The 22,707-nt window shown below is 66.0% G+C and carries 21 protein-coding genes; 14 read left to right on the top strand and 7 right to left on the bottom strand.

Annotated elements, in window-relative coordinates:
* Nucleotides 1-171 precede the first annotated feature (171 nt).
* Genes AB0B96_RS19570 through AB0B96_RS19555 form a run of 4 tightly spaced genes read left to right on the top strand, consistent with a single transcriptional unit; the run spans nt 172 to nt 5,724 of the window.
* Nucleotides 172-1,641, top strand: a complete 1,470-nt coding sequence (locus AB0B96_RS19570; RefSeq protein WP_362900409.1) for an amino acid permease — start codon at nt 172-174, stop codon at nt 1,639-1,641.
* A complete protein-coding gene (locus AB0B96_RS19565; RefSeq protein ID WP_362900407.1) occupies nt 1,638-3,071 on the top strand; it encodes an FGGY family carbohydrate kinase in 1,434 nt (477 codons plus the stop codon). Before AB0B96_RS19570 ends, AB0B96_RS19565 begins: the two co-directional genes overlap by 4 nt.
* Complete coding sequence (locus AB0B96_RS19560) at nt 3,068-4,438, top strand: NAD(P)/FAD-dependent oxidoreductase (RefSeq protein WP_362900405.1); 1,371 nt, start codon at nt 3,068-3,070, stop codon at nt 4,436-4,438. Before AB0B96_RS19565 ends, AB0B96_RS19560 begins: the two co-directional genes overlap by 4 nt.
* Nucleotides 4,438-5,724 carry an FAD-dependent oxidoreductase gene (locus tag AB0B96_RS19555; RefSeq protein ID WP_362900403.1) on the top strand — a complete coding sequence of 429 codons (1,287 nt, stop codon included), beginning with the start codon at nt 4,438-4,440 and terminating at the stop codon, nt 5,722-5,724. Before AB0B96_RS19560 ends, AB0B96_RS19555 begins: the two co-directional genes overlap by 1 nt.
* A 59-nt stretch (nt 5,725-5,783) precedes the next feature.
* On the opposite strand, the gene AB0B96_RS19550 is transcribed toward AB0B96_RS19555, so the two are convergent.
* The 7 genes from AB0B96_RS19550 to AB0B96_RS19520 all read right to left on the bottom strand — a co-directional run bounded on the left by AB0B96_RS19550 (nt 5,784) and on the right by AB0B96_RS19520 (nt 14,471).
* A complete protein-coding gene (locus tag AB0B96_RS19550) occupies nt 5,784-6,455 on the bottom strand; it encodes a class I SAM-dependent methyltransferase (RefSeq protein WP_362900401.1) in 672 nt (223 codons plus the stop codon).
* Nucleotides 6,456-6,619: 164 nt separating this feature from the next.
* On the bottom strand, nt 6,620-7,546 hold the full coding sequence (locus AB0B96_RS19545; RefSeq protein ID WP_362900399.1) for a DUF6461 domain-containing protein: 927 nt from the start codon (nt 7,544-7,546) through the stop codon (nt 6,620-6,622).
* Nucleotides 7,547-8,069: 523 nt separating this feature from the next.
* Nucleotides 8,070-11,450: a DEAD/DEAH box helicase gene (locus AB0B96_RS19540; protein ID WP_362900397.1), complete on the bottom strand. Its 3,381-nt coding sequence runs from the start codon at nt 11,448-11,450 to the stop codon at nt 8,070-8,072.
* 103 nt (nt 11,451-11,553) lie between these two features.
* Nucleotides 11,554-12,318, bottom strand: coding sequence for a Hachiman antiphage defense system protein HamA (locus tag AB0B96_RS19535; RefSeq protein WP_362900395.1), 765 nt, complete (start codon nt 12,316-12,318; stop codon nt 11,554-11,556).
* 503 nt (nt 12,319-12,821) lie between these two features.
* Entirely contained in the window at nt 12,822-13,055 is a 234-nt protein-coding gene (locus tag AB0B96_RS19530; RefSeq protein WP_362900393.1) for a hypothetical protein, read from the bottom strand.
* A gap of 139 nt (nt 13,056-13,194) precedes the next feature.
* Nucleotides 13,195-13,503 (bottom strand): hypothetical protein, encoded by a 309-nt coding sequence (locus AB0B96_RS19525; RefSeq protein ID WP_362900391.1) that lies wholly within the window; start codon nt 13,501-13,503, stop codon nt 13,195-13,197.
* On the bottom strand, nt 13,500-14,471 hold the full coding sequence (locus AB0B96_RS19520; protein ID WP_362900389.1) for a hypothetical protein: 972 nt from the start codon (nt 14,469-14,471) through the stop codon (nt 13,500-13,502). The genes AB0B96_RS19525 and AB0B96_RS19520 overlap by 4 nt, the downstream gene beginning before the upstream one ends.
* A gap of 199 nt (nt 14,472-14,670) precedes the next feature.
* Between AB0B96_RS19520 and AB0B96_RS19515 the strand changes: the two genes are divergently transcribed.
* The 10 genes from AB0B96_RS19515 (at nt 14,671) to AB0B96_RS19470 (ending at nt 22,702) form a co-directional block, all read left to right on the top strand.
* Nucleotides 14,671-15,519 carry a helix-turn-helix transcriptional regulator gene (locus AB0B96_RS19515; protein WP_362900387.1) on the top strand — a complete coding sequence of 283 codons (849 nt, stop codon included), beginning with the start codon at nt 14,671-14,673 and terminating at the stop codon, nt 15,517-15,519.
* Entirely contained in the window at nt 15,506-15,706 is a 201-nt protein-coding gene (locus AB0B96_RS19510) for a DUF397 domain-containing protein (protein ID WP_362900385.1), read from the top strand. The genes AB0B96_RS19515 and AB0B96_RS19510 overlap by 14 nt, the downstream gene beginning before the upstream one ends.
* Before the next feature lie 130 nt (nt 15,707-15,836).
* Entirely contained in the window at nt 15,837-16,208 is a 372-nt protein-coding gene (locus tag AB0B96_RS19505; protein WP_362900383.1) for a type II toxin-antitoxin system RelE/ParE family toxin, read from the top strand.
* A 62-nt stretch (nt 16,209-16,270) separates the two neighbouring features.
* The gene (locus AB0B96_RS19500) at nt 16,271-16,540 is read left to right on the top strand and encodes a helix-turn-helix transcriptional regulator (RefSeq protein WP_362900381.1); all 270 of its coding nucleotides are present in this window, start codon (nt 16,271-16,273) and stop codon (nt 16,538-16,540) included.
* Between the two features lie 173 nt (nt 16,541-16,713).
* Complete coding sequence (locus tag AB0B96_RS19495; RefSeq protein WP_362900379.1) at nt 16,714-17,916, top strand: helix-turn-helix transcriptional regulator; 1,203 nt, start codon at nt 16,714-16,716, stop codon at nt 17,914-17,916.
* A gap of 93 nt (nt 17,917-18,009) precedes the next feature.
* Nucleotides 18,010-18,567, top strand: coding sequence for a hypothetical protein (locus tag AB0B96_RS19490; RefSeq protein WP_362900377.1), 558 nt, complete (start codon nt 18,010-18,012; stop codon nt 18,565-18,567).
* Nucleotides 18,568-18,972: 405 nt separating this feature from the next.
* Nucleotides 18,973-20,022 (top strand): hypothetical protein, encoded by a 1,050-nt coding sequence (locus AB0B96_RS19485; protein ID WP_362900375.1) that lies wholly within the window; start codon nt 18,973-18,975, stop codon nt 20,020-20,022.
* Nucleotides 20,022-21,011 (top strand): thymidylate synthase, encoded by a 990-nt coding sequence (locus tag AB0B96_RS19480; RefSeq protein WP_362900373.1) that lies wholly within the window; start codon nt 20,022-20,024, stop codon nt 21,009-21,011. Before AB0B96_RS19485 ends, AB0B96_RS19480 begins: the two co-directional genes overlap by 1 nt.
* 3 nt (nt 21,012-21,014) lie before the next feature.
* Nucleotides 21,015-21,533 (top strand): nucleoside-diphosphate kinase, encoded by a 519-nt coding sequence (locus AB0B96_RS19475; protein ID WP_362900371.1) that lies wholly within the window; start codon nt 21,015-21,017, stop codon nt 21,531-21,533.
* Nucleotides 21,530-22,702, top strand: coding sequence for a hypothetical protein (locus AB0B96_RS19470; RefSeq protein WP_362900369.1), 1,173 nt, complete (start codon nt 21,530-21,532; stop codon nt 22,700-22,702). Before AB0B96_RS19475 ends, AB0B96_RS19470 begins: the two co-directional genes overlap by 4 nt.
* Nucleotides 22,703-22,707: the final 5 nt, after the last annotated feature.

Raw genomic sequence — 22,707 nt, 5'->3', positions numbered from 1 at the left:
CGTTGAAAGAGCCGGGCGGCGCGGCAACGCCACCCGGCTTCGGACGACCGCACCGATGCACCCTCTGACAGGAAACACAGGAGTTGGGAATCCATGACCCATTATTCACCACCTGCGGCTGAGAGCCGGGGATCTTCCTCCGATGTCGCGGAATTCGGCTACAAGCAGGCGATGAAGCGAGGTACGGGGCGTTTCGCCTCGTTCGCCGTGGCGTTCGCCTTCGTCTCGATCGCCACCGGCATCTTCACCACGTACGGTTCGGTGCTGAACAGCTCGGGACCGGCGGGCATCTGGACCTGGCCGCTCGTGATCATCGGTCAGCTCGCCGTGGCGTTCATCTTCGGCTCGCTGGCCGCGCGCATCCCGGTGACCGGCTACTCCTACCAGTGGATGTCCCGGCTGGCCAACCCCGTACTCGGCTGGATCATCGGCTGGGTCTCGTTCTCGTTCCTCGGCGTCGTGGTCGTGGCGGTCGACTACACCATCGCCTCCACCGTGATGCCCGTGCTGCTCGGCTACGAGGGCAACGCGATGAACGCCTGGGCGATCACCGGCGTGGTCATCCTGAGCCAGGCGCTGCTCGTCGGCCTCTCCACCAAGTGGACCGAGCGGGTCAACAACTTCGCGGTGACGGCCGAGTTGATCGGCATGATCGCGCTCGTCCTGCTGCTGCTGATCGTGGGGTTCATCGCGAAGGAACTGAACTTCGCCAACCTGTTCAGCACCGGCGCCGTCCCCTCCGAGGGCTACCTCAGCATGGGCACACTCACCTCGGCCGGGCCGTGGATGCTGGGCTTCCTGCTCGGCGCGTTCACCATCGTCGGTTTCGAGTCGGCCGCCAACCTCGCCGAGGAGACCAAGGACCCGGCCCGTGTCGTCCCCCGCGCCATGTGGCAGGCGGTGCTGGCCTCCGGTGTGCTCGGCTTCCTGTTCCTGGTCGCGGTCACCCTGCTCGCCGGCGACCCGATCGAGCTGGCCAAGTCCGGCACCCCGGTCGCGGACGTGATCAGCCGGTCGCTCGGCCCCGTCGTGGGTACGGGGCTGCTCGTGCTGGTGGTCATCGCGATCTTCGCCTGCGGCATGGTGATCATGATGACCGGCGTCCGCCTGGTCTGGGCGATGTCCCGCGACCAGCGCTTCCCCGGCTGGCAGGGCCTGCACAAGGTCTCCCCCCGCTTCGGCACCCCGCTGAACGCCACCGTCTTCATGCTCGTCGTCGGCGAGCTGATCCTGGCGATCTTCTCCACCCGGACCGACGCCCTGTTCGGCCTGTTCGCCGCCGCCACCCTGCTGCCGGCGATCATCTACACCGGCACCGTCATCATGTACGTGGTCAAGCGCAGGTCGCTGCCGCCGAGCAAGGGCTTCGACCTGGGCCGCTGGGAGATCCCGGTGATCGTCGTCGCGCTGCTCTGGCTCGCCTTCGAACTGCTGCTCTTCCGTGACTCCTCGTTCGTGGAGTCGTGGGTCTACGTGCTCCTCATGCTCGCCATCGGCGCCGTGTACTTCGCCTACCTGCTGTTCACCAGGGGCGCCAAGGGCCTGGTGATGCCGAAGATGCAGTCCATCGACGCGGAGCTGACCGCCGACGCCTCGGGTACGGCCAAGGGCGGGCACACGGAGGGGGCGCACCGACGGTGACCACCGTACTGGCGATAGATCAGGGAACCTCCGGCACCAAGGCGATCGTCGTCGACGCCCGCGGCCAGGTGCTCGGCCTCGCCGAGCTCCCGGTCCGCCCCACCTACCTGCCCGGAGGCGGGGTCGAGCAGAACCCCCGGGAACTGCTCGACTCGGTGCTCGACGCCGGCCGTCAGGCCGTCGCGCGGGCCGGGGTACGAATCGACGCCGTCACACTGGCGAACCAGGGCGAGACCGTCCTGGCGTGGGATCCCGCCTCGGGTGAACCGCTCTCGGCCGCCGTCGTGTGGCAGGACCGCCGCTCGGAGAGCATCTGCGCGGAGCTGGGGGAGTACGGGGACCGGATCGCCGCGACCACCGGGCTGGTCCTGGACCCCTACTTCTCCGCCCCGAAGATGGCCTGGCTACGCCGGAACGTGACGGAGCAGGGGGTGGTCACCACCTCCGACTCCTGGATCATCCACCACCTGACCGGGGAGTTCGTCACCGACGTCGCCACGGCCGGCCGGTCACTGGTCACCCGGCTGGACGACGGCGAGTGGGATCGGGGACTGCTGGAGCTGTTCGGGCTCGGCGGCGAACGCCTGCCGCGCATCGTCGCCTGCGACGAGGTGGTCGGCCACACCTCCGCCTTCGGCGGGAACGTCCCCGTCGGCGGACTCGTGGTCGACCAGCAGGCCGCCCTGCTCGCCGAGAACTGCCTCAGCGCGGGCGAGGCGAAGTGCACCTTCGGCACCGGCGCGTTCCTGCTGGCCAACACCGGCACCTCCGCCGTACGCTCCACCGCCCGCCTGGCCGCCTCGGTCGCCTGGCGGGTCCGGGGAGAGACCTCGTACTGCTTCGACGGCCAGGTCTACACGGCCGCCTCCGCCGTACGGTGGATCCAGGATCTCGGCTTCATCCGCGGTGCCGCCGACCTGGACACGGTCGCGGCGGCGGACGCCGAAGGGGTGCTGTGCGTGCCCGCGCTGGCCGGGCTGGCGGCGCCCTGGTGGCGTCCCGACGCCAAGGCCTCGTTCTCCGGGCTGACCCTCTCCACCGGTGCGGGGCACCTCGTGCTCGCCGTACTGCAGGGGATCGCGGCGCAGGTCGCCGAGCTCGGCGACCTCGTCGCCGCCGACCTCGGGCAGCCGCTGACCCGGCTGCGGGTGGACGGCGGGCTCACCCGCAGCGCGGTCCTGATGCAGTCGGTCGCCGACCTGACGCGGATCCCGATCGACGTCTACCCCTCCCAGCACGCCACCCCGATGGGGGCGGTGGCGCTGGCCCGCGCCGCGCTGGACCCGTCGCTCTCCCTGGCGGACGCGGTGGACCCGTGGGAGCCGAGCACCACCTACGAACCCCGGTGGTCCGCCGACCGGACGGCCGACTTCCGCTCCCGCTGGAAAGAGGCGGTCGCCGCCACCCTGCCCGGAGAGGGAGCACGGTGAACAGCACGTTCGACGTGGCGGTGATCGGCGCCGGTATCGTCGGCTCGGCCATCGCCAGGAAGCTGGCCGGCTACGAGCTGAGCGTCGCACTGCTGGACGCGCGTGACGACGTCGGTGACGGCACGAGCAAGGCGAACACCGCCATCCTGCACACCGGTTTCGACGCCAGACCCGGCACCCTCGAATCCCGGCTGGTCCGCGAGGGCTACCACCTGCTGTCGGAGTACGCCGAGCGGACCGGCATCCCGGTCGAACGCACCGGGGCCCTGCTGGTGGCCTGGACCGTCGAGGAACTCGACGCGTTGCCGGGCCTGCGCCACAAGGCGGAGCAGAACGGCTACGACCGGACGGAGATCGTCGGCCCCGAGGAGGTGTACCGGCAGCTGCCCCACCTCGGGGAGGGGGCACTGGGCGGCCTCACCGTGCCCGACGAGTCCATCATCTGCACCTGGACCACCAACCTCGCGCTGGCCACGGACGCGGTCGGTCGCGGCGTGACGCCGCTGCTGAACCGGGCCGTCTCCTCGGTCGAGGACCGCGGAGACCACACGGTGCTGCGTACCTCCGGCGGGGAGGTGCGGGCCCGCTGGGTGGTCAACGCGGCCGGACTCGGCGCCGACGTCGTCGACCGGCTGTTCGGCCACGACCGGTTCACGGTCACGCCACGCCGTGGCGAGCTGCTGGTCTACGACAAGGCGGCCCGCCCGATGGTCGACCGGATCGTGCTGCCGGTGCCCAGCTCGCGCGGCAAGGGCGTGCTGATCAGCCCCACCGTCTACGGCAACGTGCTGCTCGGCCCCACCGCCGAGGACCTCACGGACCGCACCGACACCGGGACCTCGGAGCAGGGACTGCGCTTCCTGCTGGACAAGGGCGAGAAGCTGATGCCCGACCTGCTGCGCGAGGAGGTCACCGCGACCTACGCCGGCCTGCGGGCCGCGAGCGACCACCCCGACTACCTCATCGAGGCCGACGCCGGACGGCGCTACGTGCTGGTCGGCGGGATCCGCTCGACCGGCCTGACCGCAGGCATCGCCATCGCCGAGTACGTCGCCGAACTCGCCCGCGACGCCGGCCTGGCGCTCGTGCCACGGGAGAACCTGCCGGAACCGCCCCGGATGCCCAACCTCGGGGAGGCGTCCACCCGCCCGTACCAGGACGCCGCCCGGATCGCCGCCGACCCCGCCTACGGCCGGGTGGTCTGCTTCTGCGAACGGGTGACCGCCGGAGAGATCCGCGACACCTTCGCGTCGCCGATCCCACCGGCCACCCTGGAGGGGTTGCGCCGCCGTACCCGGGCGATGAACGGACGCTGCCAGGGATTCTTCTGCGGCGCCGAGGTCAAGAAGCTGCTTGAGGAGCACTAATGACACCGCTGACACCCCCGGTGGGGGCCACGTCCGGCGACGTCACCGTCCTCACCCCGGCCGTCGTCGTCATCGGCGCCGGCCCCTCCGGACTGAGCGCCGCCCGCGCGCTCGCGCCGAAGGTCGACGGCGACGTCCTCGTCCTGGAACGGGAGAGCGCGGCCGGAGGCATCCCCCGGCACAGTGATCATCCGGGCTACGGGATCAGGGACATGAGACGCTTCATGAGCGGTCCCGCCTACGCCAGGAGACTCGTCCGGCAGGCCGAGGCCGCCGGCGCGAAGATCCTGACGAACGCCACCGTGACGAACTGGGCCGGGGAACGCGTGATCGAGGCCACCACCCCCGAAGGGCGCGTCCGCGTCGAGGCGCGGGCCGTCATCCTGGCCACCGGTGCCCGGGAGCGCCCCCGCCCGGCCCGGCTCATCCCCGGAGACCGGGCCCACGGCGTCTACACCACCGGGCACCTGCAGAACCTCGTCCACCTGCGGCACGGGAAGGTCGGCAAGAAGGCCGTCGTCGTCGGCGCCGAGCTGGTCAGCTGGTCGGCCGCGCTGACCCTGCGCGAAGCCGGTTGCCGGACCGTTCTGATGACCACCGAGTATCCCCGGCCGGACTCCTACTCCCTGTTCAGCGTTCCCGGCAGGATCCTCTTCCGGACCAGGGTCGCCACCCGCACCCGGGTGACGAAGGTGATCGGCCGGCCACAGCTGCGGGCCGTCGAGATCGAGGACCTCGACACCGGAAGGAGGCGGATCGTCGAGTGCGACACGCTCGTCCTCACCGGTGACTGGATTCCCGACCACGAGCTGGCACGCGCCGCGGGGATCACCCTGGACCCCGGCACGAAGGGCCCGCTGGTCGACAACGCGCTCCGTACCGAGCGGCCGGGGGTGTTCGCGGTGGGCAATCTGCTCCATCCGGTGGACACCGCCGACATCGCGGCGATCGACGGCGCCCATGTGGCACGCTCCGTCATCGACTGGCTGGCCGGACGGAGCGCCCCGGCCGAACAGGTCCGTCTCTTCGCCGACGCGCCCTTCCGCTGGGTGGCGCCGGAGATCTTCCGTCCCGGAGACCCGGCCCCGGCCCGACACCGCCTGCTGCTGTGGAGCGACCGTTACATCCCGTTCCCCCGGATCGTGCTCCGGCAGGGGGGACGGGTCATCGCTCGCAGACGACTGTGGTGGCCCGCGGCCCCGGGACGGGTGTTCCGTATCCCGAGCGGCATCCTGAGGGCGGTCTCCCCGGAGGCGGGCCCCGTGCACATCGGGGTGGAGGGCTGACATCACCCTCCCGCCGCACCGCTGCCGTCTCTCAGGGGACCGGCCTGAAGCGCGAACGACTACGCGAACGCGACAACGGCGTATCTCTCGTCCTGGATGGCTCGTCCCCACAGGACGGGATCGGGCAGTGGCTCGACGCGGGCGGTGTCGACCAGTGGCCGCAGCGTCGCCAGGAGACGCTCCGCCTCGACCCCGCCCGCCCACGGCATCGGCTCCGACTTGCCCTCGTAGAGCTGGTCATCACCCGGTTCGGCCGACGCCCAACGTCCCTCGATGAGAACCAAACGCCCGCCGGGACGCAGCAGACCGATCCACCGGCGCAACGCCTCCCGCGGATCGGGCAGGGTCCACAACAGGTGACGGGAGAGGACCACGTCGAAAGACGTCCCGGCCCGCGCGGGCGGGTCACTCGCGTCACCCACCATCATCGCGGCGTCGAAACCGGCTGCCGTGAGCTTGCGCCGGGCCTGCTCGATCATCAGCGGGGCCAGATCCACCCCGACCGGCCGGTGCCCCTGCTCGGCGAGCACCAGGGACAACGAGCCGGTGCCGCATCCCACGTCCAGGACGTCGGCGGGCGAGGCGGGCATCCAGGAGCGTAGGCGTTCCGCCCAGGCGGTCCTGACGGCGGGGTCGCGAAGACCGTGGTCGGCCTCCTCGTCGAAGGAGGCGGCGAAGGCATCCCAGAAAGACGCGATCGAAGCACTTGGTCCGCTTTCGGCACTCGTCATATAGTCGCCCTTCGATGTGAGGGGAAGTAAATCCCGCTGACCGGGATGGTGCTGAGTAATGATAAGTTCCGAGACTTTCGAGAAGATCAGAAGGAAAGTCGTCCCTGCTGGAGCGGTAGACAGATCGGCGGGATATCCGGAAAATCTCAATCCTTATGATCGCCTCAATGGCCGCTGGACTCAATATGTTTGGCGACTTTCCAAAGTACGTTCAGGCGCATGGAGTCGTCTATTGAAAGAAGGGGAATGCTTGCTGCTTCCAATGCAGTGCCATATGCAGCATTTACTTGATGGGGATTTAGTGCTCTGGCGAGGACGCTGAGAGAATGGCTTGTCCTCTGCGCCTGCACAGCCTCTTCCTGTGCATTCGGTGTAGCGTTGCTACGCAATGAGCCTGCCTTTCTTTCTCCCTCTGATGATTGTTCGAACAACTTTGCTTGTAGCATTTCCCTTTCTCCCTTATGCTGCTCCCCGTGATTGAGTAGCCGTAAAACATCTTCTGCCAAAGGATTTTCTGAAAGAGTTGCAGAAACAACGATAGCGACGATCATGTTGGTGATGGTCGGCGCGATGGTAGGCGAGGGGTTCGCTAGGATTCGCGCAAACTCGGGCTCGTCTAGAAATGGAGCTCTCGGATCCAGGTATTCGCGAGGGATAAGTGGATCTTGGATCGGGTTGTTTATCTGGAAGGCAAACTTTGGGGAACGTAGAAATTCTGGAGTTATGGGCTGTCCGCTTATGGCCTCTCCCAGCGCCAGGAGTCGCGCTTTAAGGGCCGGAATCGACAACTCGTGGCCAATGCCTAGTTCTGTCATCATTTGATCCAATGCCTCTGGGGCGCTTCCCGACCGCCGCTCAAGGTCGAGTAGGGTAAACGATGTCAGGACGTGACCGTCAACTGCGTACATGATGGAGCTGTCCAATTCCACGTTCCAGAAGACGCTGAAGGCGCACCCGCCGATGGAAATGGATTCCATTACGGCCTTCCTTGCCCCCTCATGGCCATTGGGCTCAAACGCTATCGCCCACTTACCCAGTGAATCGAGTTCGATTAGAGATTCTGAGTCGTCCTCTGCTTCCATTTCCTCCAACTCATCAACCGGTGCCCAAAGTCCGGTTTCCGTGTCTGCGCCGAATTTACCGGCTATCTTCTCCAGATTGTCGCCCAGACACCAGGTAAGACATAGGTCGTCAGGTAGGCCCGCTTTAATTAACTCAGCATAACTTGCATCGACAGGGTTTATCGGGTGCTCCTGTAAGGGCTAGTGCGGCAGCCGCCATTTGCTTCGTAGGCTGGGACGATGCACGTCAGGTTGATGCGATCTTGTGATGACAATCCCGTGCAACGAAAGCAGCCGCTCATCTGTCTATTTCTATCAGGCCGCCCGGATTTGCCGCTGCCAAAGTAACCGCTGGTGGTGCGCGGTATCGCCCTGTATAGCATCCCAATGAGCAACCACCGGGCAACCGTGAACTACCCGGTCGGGCTTTACCGAACCGCAGGGGGGCGATCTCGACGCTGACCTTTACAAAGGGCTCGGCGGGCGAGGAACCAGGCTGGTCGGCCAGATCACTGGACGCTGTCCGGAATCGTTAGGGTCCCTCAAGCGTCACTTATGCCTTCGGCGCCCTCGGGGCCAGGTCGCTAGGACCGCGATAGAGCAGGCGGATCCCGGTGCTTGTGCGAAGGCGACGAGCACGCAACACGCCCTGGCGCTCGCGATTGAGGAGAATGGCGGCTTCTCCGAGCAGGTCGTAGCCTATGGACCAGATCTCAATTTTGCCTTGTCCGTCGTCAGTCACGCGCAGCCACGTATCCGGGTCGGGTACCGTCCCGTACCAGGTGACCTCCTGCAAGACCTCGGTTGTGCTCCTCCATTGAAGCGAGAGCCGTATCCGCGAAGGGGTCACGAATGCCTCCCAAGCTGACCGTGACTCTGGTGTCGGCCAGTCTTCGCTGAGGGCCTGCGCAGGGTCGAGGTCGTCAATCCACTGGCGCATTTCAGCAGCTGAGTTGAATGCGGCGCCGGTGCTCATGACTGCCGATATGGCCGCGAGGCGGTGATCGAAGCCAGAGCGTATAAGGATCGAGGCTGCCCGATTCAACGTCCCGGTCTCGATTGCGGATACTGCCGTACCCAACAAGGCGTCGGACGCGGAGCTGCCTTGGGCGGTCTCGTAGACTCTGGCAGCTTCCATTCCCCAGACCAGCCGGTAGATCACGTCGGCCTCGATGAACTGCGCTATCGTGACGCGGTCACCAGGAAGGTCGCCGAGGGCCAGGCCGCGAACCCAGTGCCTCAACACCCCGCGCCAGTCGCCGAGTGTCGTCTCGGGAGCGAAGACCTCCAAAGCGAACACGATTTCGGCGATCGCCACGAGCAGGTCGGCGGCCGTCTCGTGGTCTCGCTCGATGATGGCGGCTTCAGTTTGGCCCGCCAAAGCGATGATGCTTCCAGACACCTGAGAGAGCTCAGATCCGGCATCGGCCCCTAGCCCAGCCAAGAACCAGCCGCGGCGCTGCGACGGTGTGGACGTTTCCCACAAGTGCTTGGTCCGGCTATACACCAGTCCGCGCAAGGCAGTGGCTGATGTGTCGTTGTAGCGGCGAAGTTGCCGTTCCCACAGCGAATCGCGCAGGGCATCGGCGACGACCTGCGTCGCGGCGTCGGCTGCAGTGTACAAGTCGCTGTCTCCGACGACGCTCAGAATCCCGATATCGAGCAACGCGAGGTTCGAATGCCAACTCGCGGTGGCGGCGGCCCGTTCCTCATCGCTCTCCTGGGACACGATAGGGAGGGACCAATCGGGGGCGCCGGTGAGGTATTCGAGTAAGGGCTCTACCGAAGTGAGCCTCCGCGATGCGAGCATCCTTTTCAGGAGTTCGATGCCGATTTCGATGAGTCCCGATCGCAGGGCCTTGGCGCCGCCTTCCTGCGTGAGTGCGATCCACTCCCGCCGATGCCCTTGAGTCAGCTTGAAGCTCGGATAGAGAACAAGCCCTTCGGTGTCAACGAACGCGCGTCCCGCACGCCCGATCACATTCGCGAACTCGGAACCCTTGAGCAGGTCCCTGCCGCGGCGAAGGCCGTGGAAGAGTACCGCCGACGCAGACAGGTTCAGTCCTTGGGCCAGAGTGGGTGAGGCGATAGTTACCTTCAAGCTGCCCTGCTGCAAGAGTCGCTCGATCTCGCGCCGGAAGGGACCAGGGAGCGCCCCATGGTGGATGGCCACGCCCAGCCGAAGACACCTCAATATCGGATGGTCAGCACCGAACCACTCGGCGCCGACGGCAAGAGCGTTATTCAGGTCCACATCCTCGGGCAGGACGGAGGAAACAAGGCTTCTGCTGTAGAGATCGATGATCGCGCGGGCGTACGGCTCTACGGAATTCCGCTGGGGACAGAAGACAAGGACGGTTTGGCCTTCTTCGACCAGCCGCCACGCGGTGGCGATGACGTGTTCACGTTGATCCGCCGGGAACATCTTCCTGCGCCGGCCGCTTGGCTTCTTCGCCTCGAAGTAACGCGGGATGAACGGTTGGTCGGGCCCAAGAGTGATGGTCAGCCGAGCATGGTCTCTACGCCACTCGACAAGGCCGAATCGCTGCTGCGTCGGGCGCCACTCCTCGCGGTGCAGGCCGTCTGGGTCATCATCGGTGATCCATGCGACGAAGTCGTTGAGTTCGCTTCCGGACGGAAAAACGGCCGAGAGACACAGGACGCGGCGCGTTGAAGCGTCTGGACGACGCAGGAGTCGCTGGATCTGGGCTTCGTAGCGGACCTCACGCTCGGAGGCTCCGATCATGTGGCCCTCATCTAGGACAACGAGGCCGACGTCATCGAGTACAGAGGGATCGGATCGGAGGGCGAAATCCAGCTTCTCCGGGGTTGCCACGACAATTGCGCTGGAACGCAGGTTGTCTTCGTCGACGTCGCTCGTCCCCATGCTGCCGTAGAGGGACGAGACGCGGATGCCCAAGGGCGAAAAGGTCCGTGCCAGGGCTTGCTCGGTCTGGGCGGACAAGGCTCGCAGCGGGGTGACGTACACCGTGCGGCGCCCCTGAGCAAGACACGCCAAGATCGACAGTTCGGCGATACGAGTTTTGCCAGCGCTGGTCGGCAGCGCGACGACGAGATCCCGGCCGTCCCGGAAAATTCTGTCGACGACGTGGAGTTGGGAGGGCCACAGGTCTATCTCAGAGCGTTCCCGCGCCAGGAGCGACTCAACGAAGGTGCCCCTGAGGTAAGGCCACCGTTCGACGTTGTCAGCAACTCCTGGCGGTGGTTCGTTCGGGATGTTCGTCTCAAGGCTCGTGTCGAACAGGCCGCCGAGCAGATGTCGCGTGAGCCGGTAAACCCACCACGGCCCGGGGGCGCTCACGTCCGAGGACGCTCGTTCGCCAAGCCGCAACTCGTCAAGAGCCGATTCGAGCAGGTCCCGGCTTCCAATCTCGATCGCGAACAAGGCAGCCGAGACTGCTGAGAGATAGTTTTCACTGAGGAGAAGGACGACGGGGCCGACCTGGCCGGGTGGGCTGTCTTCCTCGATGCTCTCTGCCGCGGTGAAGTTCATCAACAGAGTGTCATCGGAGAGTTGGGAGGAGGAACGCAGCGACTGGGCCCGCCGCTCGACCGAACTCAAGTCGCGCAATATGAGGTCCGCCAGTGTCTGCTCCATCGGCGCTAACCGCCCCGACAGCAGGCTCGCTTGGATCAGCGAGAACGCCCGCGCGGCGTAGCCACCGAGATGGCTGGCCGCACCGGCGACAAGTCCATGGAAGACCAAGTCTGCATCGGGCGTCGCGTTCCGGGTGGCAGCCTCAAGTGCGTAGGAACTCTGGATAAATCCCTGCTGTGCAATCACGATCTGCTCGGTCGTGTCCTCTTCCGCGGACTCCAACAGCTCAAGACTCGTGGCTAGCAATGCGTACCCGTAGTTGAGCAGGTCCGCGTCCAGAAAGGGACTGAATGCGGGTGCGTCCTGCGGCAGCACGCCCTCGCGCCGAATCATAGATTGGGCCTGTCCACGGGCTAGTAGGCGCCCGCGGAAACCGGCGTCGGTGGCTGCAGCAAGACTTTCTGCTAGATCTCGCGCCTCACGAGCCATCGGCGATCACCTTTTCGTAAGCGTTCTCAATGAACTCTTGGTGGCCTTGGACCCGAAGTGTGATCGTCAGCTGTGGTACGGCGCCCGAGTACGCCTGGAGATCTGCTGTCACATGCTTACTCGGGTCGCTGCTCGTGAAGAGGAACATCAAATGACTGACGCGGTCGGGACGGACGCCTTCCAAGAGCTGCATATCGAGCACGGCCTCGCCGACGTCACTGTCGGCCGTGGACAGGAGCCGCTCGGCGAACTGGGTGAGTGAGTGCGGAGAAGGCAACTCATCGTTGCGTGCCAGACCTTCGCGAGCCTCCACGACGGTCGGCTTGCTCAGCGTGAGGCGGCTTTTCGCCTCGGCCTTGGCGATGTGGGGCTTGCCGTCGGCGTCGAGCCTTGCCCCAAGTACGTCATCCCCCCTCATCGCCCACTCTTGATGGTCACGCTGAATGAGGCGGCTTGGTCCAACCACATACCCGCGCTCTTCGTGAAGGTAGGCCGTCGCGAGGATCTCGCCCATGTCCCCGGATCGGGCGCTTGCCTTGGTGGGAAGCTTGTTGCGGAGAAACTTAGCCACCGCATGCTTGCCGTGTCGCTCCGCGATCTTCGCGAGCGACTCGGATGCGGCGTACGCGTCCGGCAGAGTCGCGGCGAGGGCTGCAACGCCCGCAGCATCGTCGTTAGACTCGATGATGCCGGCAAGGTGGTCGCCAACGGGCACGAATGTCTTGAGGGTGCACCAAGTCCCGAAGTCAGTCATGCTTCGCCCATACGTACATTCCCCTGGGGCCTAGTGATTCCTGGACAAACTGTACCTAGAAGGCAGGCTCCATCGCGTCCAGTTGCCTTCGCAATAGGGGCGTACGCAGTTGACGTGACACCGGAAGAACGTGCCGCCGCAAGCCCTTGACGTCAGGGCTTGGTCCAAGATCGTGGCGTATGAGTGGGCCGGGGTAATTATCGATAACACCATCCATCCAGCAAAACCTTGTGTCCGGCCCTTGATGACGTGCGCCTACCTCTGCTGTCAATAGAGCTGGAGGCGGGGTAAAGATGGAAGATCAGAACGCCGGTTCGTTTGCGTAGTCCGCTGCCGTCCAAGGGTCATTTCGAGGCGGAGGCACCTTCGAGCGGAGAGTGGGCGGCGGGAGATCGCCTTCGTCCTTGGCGTACGCACCGTCGTGCTCCTCGGCGAGAGTCCCCGTGACTCTCACGAGCCTGGCCGTCCGCAGGTCGCCGACATCGAACGTGCCATCTACCGGTTCAGGGGGCGGTACGGGGGCGGCGGGTGAGTTCGGTTTGGTCGGTCAGGGCGGTGCTGAGGCGATCGGGGCAGGCGCGTTGGAGAAAGTATTTGGCTCCGGCCTTGTGTTCCTGGACGGTGAGGGGATGGTGGCGCAGGGCGATCCAGCGGCCGAGGACGGGATCGTGGTCGATGTACCAGCCGGGGAAGGTCTGGCGTAGGGCGGTGAGCGGATCGTGGGGTGGAGCGGTCATGGGGGCTCCTGTCTGGGGGACGCGGGCGGGGCCGGGTGGGCGGACCTGCCTGCGTCGCGCACCGCGTCGCACTTGCGCGGTACGTCTTGGGTGGCACGGCGGTCTTTGACCGGGGAAGGGGCGGGACCGCCGTGCCTGCTCAGGATCGGCCGGTGGTGGGGAGTTGCCGGCGTTGGACGAGCGCGGTCGTCTCGGCCTCGCGCATCTGGGTCTTCAGCCCGTCGATGGTCCGGTCGCAGATGAGCACCGGCTCGGGGGTGGGCCAGGTGGCGATGGCGTGGAAGAGACGGCTGCCGGTGCCGTACAGGACGGACCAGCCGGGCCGGGTGATCTCCAGCATCGCGGCCTCGGCTCGGGCCTCGTGGTCCCAGGTGTAGCGCGGTACGAAGGCGATGACCACCCCGTCGCGGTGACGGCCCCGGGCACGGGCCAGAGTACGGCGGATCATGCGACCACCTGCCCGGCCTGCGCTTGCGGCTGCTCCAGTGTCCCCGGCTCTTGGGTCTTCGGGGCGGGAGCCTTCTGCGCTTCCTTTTCCCGTGCCGCCTGCTCCTCCGCCTCGCGGGCGAAGGTCTCCTGGCGGTCGGTCTCGGCGCGCAACGCCTCCAGGCTGTCGCCGTCGACGGTCCGCTCGGCTCCGGCATGGGCCGCGACCTCGGAGAAGGGCTCCTTCCGGCTGGCCCACAACCGCCCGGCGTCGCTGAGGATCAACCGCCAGCCGGGGATCGTCGTCTCGGGACTGGTGGACTCGGGGTAGGCGGAACTACCATCGCTCACTGATCGGACCTCCATCTGATCAAGGGCCCGTCCGGATGCTGCCAGCGTGGGGCGGGCCTGTTTTATGAAGCGGGGAAGGATCTGGAGGGGTTCGCCGTAGCGGCCGGGTGGCCGGTACGAGGACGGGGTGACCGCCGAGCGGTTCAGTGCGCAGGTGGTTGTTCGGTTGAAATGAGTCCTACGGTGACGTCCACGGCCGAGCCGCGACGACCTGGTGAGAGCGGACCTCGACGCCGGACGCAGACGGCAGGGCATCCTCCGAGGCGACGACGCCGGTACGGCAGGCACGATGGGTGGGGCCTGCTCGGGACGACGCTGAACGGGTACCGGTGCGACCGCCCGGCCGGGGATCTGCTCGGCGGGCCGCTGAGCGGGTATCGGCGAGGTCGTGGGGACGGACGGCTCAAAGCAGGGCAGGGAACGGTCTCCGGTACGACGGACCCGCAGCCGGATGTCCAGCAAAGCACCGGAGGGCTGCGCGTACTCGTGATCGGCGGGCCGGTCGGGACAGCCGTGCGCGTAGGGGGCGTGCCCGCAGAGGGCGCACCCCATCGGCATCGGCGGCACCTCGGCGAAACAGCCGCAGCCGCTGACCACCTGCCTGTCGAGGAGTTGCACGGAGCGGTCCGCGAATGTCATGGAATCCTCACCCTGAGTTAACGGACCAAGCCGTAGACAGCCGGCGATGGCAGTGGTGTCGCATGGACACCCTCACCCCGCCTGTCACTCTTAGTAGTTAAGTGACTCCTTGCAGTGTTGCGTGCAACTTACATGATCACAAGTGCCTTGTATAAATTTGCTCGGCGTACGACGGCTGTGATCAGGCATGCTTGTCGGCATGGCTTCTGCGAGTCCCACCGTTCGACACCGCCGCCTCGGCCGTGAGCTGCGAAGACTGCGCGAGAAGGCGAACCTCACTCTGGAAGAGGTGGCCACGCCGCTCGGTTGGTCCACGGCCAAGCTAAGCCGCATCGAGAACGCCCGGACCATGCCCAGCGACACGGACGTGGCTGACCTTTGTGATCTATACGATGTGGACCCGCCGACGAAGGCTGGGTTGATCCAACTCGGTCAGAATGCCGGTCGACGTGGCTGGTGGACCGCCTACAGCGATGTGTTCGCCGGCGCCTACGTCGGCCTGGAGGCCGAGGCGACGACCATCCACACCTGGGAGCCGCTCTTGGTGCCAGGCATTCTCCAGAGCGAGGAGTACGCTCGCGAGATCATCCACGCTGTGCACCCAGAACTCGCCAGCATTGAGTTGGACCGGCGAGTAGACGCCCGAATGGCCCGGAAGATCAACCTGCTTGGCGCACGTGCGCCGAGGCTGCACGCTCTTATCGACGTCTCCGCTTTGCGCCGTCCCGTTGGGTCGCCTGGTGTCATGGCTCGCCAACTCGACGACATTCTTCAGCTCGTAGACCGACCTACTATCGTGATTCAGGTCCTACCGCTTCATGTCGGGGCACATCCGGGCCTTGAAGGTGCTTTTTCTCTACTGTCATTCGATGATGAAGATCTGGAAGCGGGCTACGTCGGATGTCTGGGAGGGGAAATCTATGTGGAGGCCCCGGACCAAGTGCGAAATCTCAAACTGTCGTTTGAACGACTTGCCCGCGTTTGCCTGTCCCCCAAGGAGTCCGCAGCGGTCATCGCTGCGGTGAGGAGCGACCATGATCTCCCCTGATCTGTCTGCTGCCGAGTTCCGGAAGTCCAGCCTCAGTGGCGGTGGAGACAACTGCGTTGAGGTAGCCACCAACCTGCCCGGCCTCATCGCCGTACGCGACAGCAAGAACCCATCCGGCCCGATGCTGACCTTCTCCCCAGCGGCCTGGAACAACTTCCTGGCCGGCATCCGCAGCGAAGAGATCTGACCCACTCACGAGTGCCGCACGGCTGAGGTGCCTCGGGCGTGCCTAGCCGTGCGGCAAGCGCAGGACCTCGTCTGTGCGTCGCGTTGCCTGCCCCATCCCCGTGCGGTAGTGGATTTGCTACACGCGCGGCGTGGAGGAGTGGGAGATTCGCGTCACCAACGAGTTTCTGGCCTGGGTCAACGCCTTGGATGAGAGGTCCAAAGCTCAAGTGGTCGACGCTATCGACCGACTGGCCGAGGGAGGTCCCGGGCTGGGGAGGGCACTGGTTGACCGGCTGGAGGGCTCGCAAGTCCACAACCTCAAGGAGTTGCGGCCTGGATCGGCGGGACGCTCGGAGATCCGAGTCACCTTCGTGTTCGACCCCTGGCGGTCGGCGATCCTGCTGGTCGGCGGGGACAAATCGGGAGATTGGTCCGGCTGGTACCGGCGGGTGATCCCGCAAGCCGAAGAGCTGTACGCGCGGTATGTGAAGGAACGGGAAGAAGAGGAGGGCCGGCGATGACGAACTTTCCCAAGTGAAGCGACGTACGCCCCGGCATTGTCGCCGACGCCGGGGGCGAGCAGGTGGTCGCCGAAGCCCGCAAGCGCAACCAGGCATACATCGACGGCCACCGCCTCGCCGAACGCCGTACCGCATTGGACCTGACCCAGCTTGAGGTGGCCGAGAGGATGGGCGTCACCAAGAGCCGTGTCTCCCAGATCGAACGTGGCGAGGTTTCCGCCGTCGAGGCCATCGCCTGTTACGTCCAGGCCCTCGGCGGCCATCTCCAGATCTCCGCCGTCTTCGGTGACGACCTGTACATCCTGCGCGGCACTGACAGCCACGCTGCGTAACCCCTGCGCACGCCGTCAATGTCAGCTTTCTCAGTCTTAACAGCCAGGCCGACCTCGTAGCCCATTACCCAGATTTCTGTTGCGCCAGGGGGATGTAGCCAAGAACCTCGGGCATGAGAGAGCCTCGCAGATCTAGCCTGAGGAGGTCGAGCCCTCAGAAAAGGCAGGGTCTTATGAGCGACGTCGTCACGGGGCACATGATCAGACGCCAGCGTGAAACCAAGGGCATGAGCACCACGGCGCTGGCAACGCGGGCGGGCTGCACAACCCGGCACATCGAACTGATCGAGCAAGGCAAGCGAATCCCCTCGATACCGCTGCTGCGGCAGATCGCCCTCGCTCTTGGCGTACGCACCGCCGTGCTCCTCGGCGAGAGTCCTCGCGACTCCCACGAGCCCGGCCGTCCGCAGGTCGCCGACATCGAACGTGCCATGTTCACCTATCGGACACTGGCCGGTGATCTCGAACCACCGGATGCCGAACAGGTCGTCGAGCGGGTCACCGCGGTCCGCGAGGCGTGGTTCACCGCGCCCAACAAGTATTCGATCCTGATGCGGAGCCTGCCCGGCATTCTCGGCGACGCCGAGCAGTTGCTGCTCAACACCCCGAGCGGTGAGGATCGTCTGGCCGCGTGCCGGGCTGCGGCGGACGCCTACATCCTCGCGCGCGGCGTGCTCAAGCACCTGGGCCGCGTGGACCTGGCGCACCTGGCCGCAGACCGGGCGATGCGCTACGCCGAGGAGAGCGAAGACCCGTTGATGATGGCCCATGCCCAATGGAATCTCGGGCAGAGCCTTCTCTCCGACGACATGCATGACATCGCCTACGACGTCGCTCGCCACGGCATGGAGCAGCTCGAATCCTCGGTCGCTGAAGGCGACGACCGCCACATCAGCGTGTTCGGCGGCCTGCACCTGATGGCGGCGATCGCGCTGACCCGCGTCGGCGATGACGACTGTGCGCGGGAGCTTCTTCGGGGACCGGCCTACGACCTCGCCCAGCGCGTTGACGAGCGGCGGCCCATGATGGGCCTGTTCTTCGGACGGACGAACGTGGCGATCCACATGGTCAGTATCGAGTACGAGACGCGGCAGCCTGCGGCGATCGTGCGGCTCGCTGAGGAGATCGACCTCACCCAGACCATCTCGACGGAGCGCCGAACCACGCATCTGTCAGAGGTCGCGCGAGCCTGCGAGGACCTTGGTGACGACGCGGCCAGTCTCGTTCACCTTCTGCGGATCGAGCGGGAGTGCCCCGAGGAGTTGGACCAGAAGCGGTTGCTGCGGGAGATGGTCTCCTCTCTGGCGCGACGTGCGAAGCCCTCCTGGGCGCCCGAGGCTCGCCACCTCGCCGAGCGCCACAAGATCCTCGTGTAGGCGAACTCTGAGTTCGTTCGCATCTGTTCGGTTGCGGACGGTGACGGCTGTTTACGGTGTGGTCAATCAGTCAGCCGGACATCCGGAGCGACAATGACCTCACGTCCCGAGCAGCGCGATGCCGTCATGGTTTGTGTGCTCGACCCCGCACGCCGCGAGTTCCCCGGCGTAGATTTCGTCCGAGTGGACGGGCGGTGGCAAACCACCGTCAACGCGGAAGTCTTCAGCGCCGGGAGCGTCGCCGAGCTGTGCGGGAAGCTGCGCCGAAAGCTCCCGAAGCTCGCCATGGAGCAGCTGTGCCGTGCCTTGGCGGGACGCGGTACTCCTACCCGGGACTCCGACGTCATGAGAACGGCCGGTGGCCATTATGTGCTGAGTCTCGCTCCCGGCCTGCTTGTTTGGAGCGTTCCAAAAATGTTCCGCTGGTTCAACACCGGTCGTATGGTCCTGTATCCCTCGGCCGACCCCGCAGGTGCAGCCGACCTGCTGGTGGAGCTGTTCGACCGACAACCGTGGTTGCGGCAGGAGCGGGAACGCCTGGAGGCGCTTATCCGGCCCGGGGGCTCCGGGCCGCGAACGCCTCGGCCTTTGGATCTGGCCGACGTCGCACGCCGGATCACCGAACGCCTCTACGCCGCCTCGACCCCCTGATCGCGCGGCGACACGTGGAGCCGGACCTCAGCGTGCTGCCACGACCCACCCCGTCGGGGGCGCGATGTCGCACCCCGGGCCGTACGCGGAAGAAGCGGTCAGGTACCCCCGACGCACTCACACGTCGCCCCGGAAGGAGGAAACCATGCCCCTGCTCGGTATGTCCGACGTGTCGGCTGGGTCGACACCATGGATCCGTGACGGAGCCTGAAGCGCGCCGCCACGGTCCCCTTCCGGGCCTCGGGAGCCCGCAAGACGCACCAAGCGGTCAGATACCCCTCGTGGGCACGAGGGGTATCGCTCTCCGGCCGCCGGAGCACCCCGGATGATTCGCAGGTCCTCCCGCCGGGGCGTCTCCTCCCGCCCGCGGTTGCTCACGTGACAGCGGAAGTAAAAGGGGAAGGCATGAAGATCGGATTCAGTTTTTGGGGTTTTCTCGGCTCCGGCATCCTCGACACCCCGGACGGCGGCCGGTTCTGGCGCCGCCCGATCATCGACGAGCTGATCAGCCGGGGCTACGAGCTCGTGCTCCTGCAATCCAACCGGGATCTGCACGAAGCGGGGCAGGTGCTGCCCTACCGGTGGGACACAGGTTTCCCGGACATCGACCTGCTGCTGTGCGAGTACCGTTGGCCGCTGGCAGGTCGTAATACCACCCCTTGCGGCACACCAGGCCATACCTGTGACCTGCACCGTCAGCAGGCGCTGCTGTATCACTACACCCACAACCGGACCACCGCGACGGTGCTGTGGGACACCGACCGGCAGATGGCCCCCGACGACCTCCTCCGGCGCATGCCGAACGTGGTCGTCTGCGACACCGCTCGCCGACCCGCCGCAGGCGCGGCAGTGCTGTTCAACATGGTCCCTGACGAACTGATCGATGAAGCCGACCCAGAGCGGCTGGCTGCCCTGCCTCGGCCACTCGCCCTGGCCTACGTCGGCAACCAGTACGACCGCGACGAGGCGTTTGGGGAGTTCTTCGCCCCCGCCGCCGCACGCTTCCCGCACCGGGTCGCCGGGAAGTGGCCGCGTACCGAGTCATGGCCGAGGGTGAACTTCACCGGCCGTTGCCCCTTCGGTAATGTGCCCGGCGTCTACCGTACGGCGCTCAGCACCGTGCTTCTGCTTCCCGACCGGTACGCCACCGTCGGTGCCATCACCCAGCGCGCGGGCGAGGCGGCGACCGAAGGCTGCCTGCCGCTCACCCCCACGACGATCGCCTGCGCCGACCAAGTCATGCCTTCGGCGCTGCACGTCGCCGATCGACATGAGGTCGTCGAACGCATCGAGTGGTTACGCAGCATCGCAGGCACGTCCGAACACGCCGAGCTGATCGACGCATGCCTGCGGTACCTGAAGCCGATGCGGGTCTCGCACCAGGTGGCCGCCCTGGACCGGATCATTACGGACCTGGCCGAGGCACGGCACTCGGCCGATGAGGGGAACTGTTGATGCTGCGGCCTGCGGTGTTCGCGGCGTTCCATGACGCCTACCGTGCGGTGCTGGATCTGGTGGTCACCACCCCCCAGTACACAATCTCCTCCCGAGGCAACCGCTCGCGCGAGGTGCTGAACGTCTCGTTCACTCTCACCGACCCACGCCGCCGCACCCCGGCCCTGGCCACGCGTCGCACCAACATCATTTTCAATCTCGCTGAGGCGTTGTGGTACCTGGCCGGACGGGACGACCTCGACATGATCGGCTACTACGCGCCACGGCTGCGCAGCCTGGCCGTAGACGGTGCGCGGCTGGGCGGCACCGCCTACGGGCCCCGGCTGTTCGCCCCGAGGGGCAGAAGTCAGTTCGATCATGCGGTCAAACTTTTGACCGCTGACCCCGACAGTAAACGCGCAGCCATGACAGTCATGCGACCATTCGAGTTCGCGGACTTGAGCAACCCCGATGTCGCCTGCACCCTCGCTGTGCAGTTCCTAATTCGTGAGGGCCGTCTGCACACCGTGGTGTTCATGCGCGGCAACGACGCCCTGCTCGGCCTGCTCTGCGACGCGTTCTCCTTCACTTTCATCGCCGAGTTCACCGCGCTACAGCTCGGCGTGCCACTGGGCACCTACACCCATCAGGTGTCCTCCATGCACGTCAACGAACCCGATTTGCCGCGCGTACAGGCGATTCTCGCTGAGCGCACCCGGCCGCCGGTGATGGCTCCCGCCATGCCGGCCACCACCACCTGGCACACCATCCAGAAGGTCTTGGACTGGGAGGAGGCGCTGCGTGCCAACCGGCGTCGCCTGAGCGCCGACGCGATCACCGATCTGCCGTTGGAACCGTACTGGCAGCAGGTCGTGCTGTTGCTGGAGGTCTACCGGCAGATCATCCACCAGCCGGACGTGCCGGTCGATGACGACGTGCTGGCCGCGCTGGACCGCTACTACCGGTGGCTGGTGGCCTGCCGCTGGCCCACTCACCTTACGAAGGACTGATCGATGGCGATTTTCTCCGACTGGTCCGCCTGGACCGTGATCCTCCTCAAACCCGACTGCCTGGTCCGCGGCCTGACCGACGACGTGCTGGCCTGGGTCGCCCGCGAGGTCCACGTCACCGCCCGCAGGGTGATCCATCCGACCGAGCAGCAGATCTTCGCGCACTATGACGACATGCTCGCCCCGGAGATCTCTCGCGAGTTCGGCCTGGACGTGCCCGCCGAGCTGCGTCGCATCTACGTCGGCAACCCAGCGATGGTCGCCCTCGGTCATGGGCCGGACGCCGCCGCTCGGGTGCGTGCTCTACTCGGCGCCACTGACCCCGCTACCGCCGGACTCGACACGATCCGCGGCCACTTCGGCACCGACAACCTGACCACGGCTCGCGCCGATGGACGGCTCATCAACAACCTGATTCACACGTCCGATCACACCGGCGTCGTCGAACGCGACTTCGGTATCTGGTACGGCCTCGACCAGCGGCACCTGCTCACCATCACCGAAGACAGGAGCACCGCATGACCGACATTCCTCACGCTCGGCGCCGCCCCCTGCCGATCCTGACATCCGAGCAGATCGCCGCCCTCAAGCCGCAGCTCGCCGACGTCATCGAGTATCGCAAGTCCGGGCTGTCGCTTAATCACATCGTCGGCTGCCCGCTGGAGTGCGGCTACTGCGTGCGGCACCTGTTCGACAACTTCGAGATGAAGACCCCGCGCGCGCTGATGAGCGACGAGGCCGCCGTCGAACTATTGACTGGCCACCACTACTTCCAGCCGCACCTGACACCGATCCAGGTGTTCAACCGGGCCACCGACCCCATGCTGCCCGTGGTCAAACCCCACACCTTCACCGTTCTGCGACTGCTGGACGAGTGCGGCCTGACCAACCACGTGCTGGTCATCACCCGCTGGCGCGTCGATCCCGACGACTGCACGATCCTCAACAGCTTCCGCAACATCAAGCTCACGGTACTGGTGACGCACTCCGGCATCGACCATCCCGGCATCGAACCGGTGGACTCGGCCATCGCCGCGGCCAGCCTGCGCGTCTTGTACGCCCGCGCCGACCGCTACCGCACGATCCTGTACTGGCGGCCTATCGTGCCGGGCCTCAACGACTCCGACGAACACCTGAAACGGGCGGTGGAGCTGTCGCAGCATGCGCACGCCACGGTGTTCACCGGCCTGTTTTTCCGCAAAGAGATCGCCGCTTACTATCGCGCTCACGGCCTGCCAGAGCCATACTCCGGCACCGCCCGTCGCAAGATCATGCCGGAGGAGTCCGAGCACCGGATCCTCAAGGCGTTCCACCGACCCGCCGACCGTGACGCGCCGTGGGGGCCGCTGTTCCGCAAGACGAGCTGCGGTGTCGCCTATGCCCACGGTGAGGCCGACTACAACGGCCACTACGGCATCCGTGAGCTGTGCGACATCTGCCCCGTCAACCAGCTCAACCTGTGCCGCAGTGCCTGGAAACGTCCCGATGAGGCTGTCGTCACTGCCCAGGCGCGCGAACTCGGCGCGGTCGGCAGCGTGGAGGTCACCAACCGCGCCATCATGGTCGAAGGTCTGGACGAGCCGCCGCGTTACTTTCTTCAGCACACTCACGGCTACCAGGTTCACGACCGCACCAAGCCACACCACTACCGCAGGCACGGCCGGGCGGACATCGGCTGGCCGGCCACCTAGGAGAG

This window comes from Streptosporangium sp. NPDC049046 (genome assembly GCF_040649155.1).
Taxonomy (GTDB): Bacteria; Actinomycetota; Actinomycetes; order Streptosporangiales; family Streptosporangiaceae; genus Streptosporangium.
The sequence above is the reverse complement of the archived record's forward strand: the minus strand, read 5'-3'. Positions and strand labels throughout refer to the sequence as shown.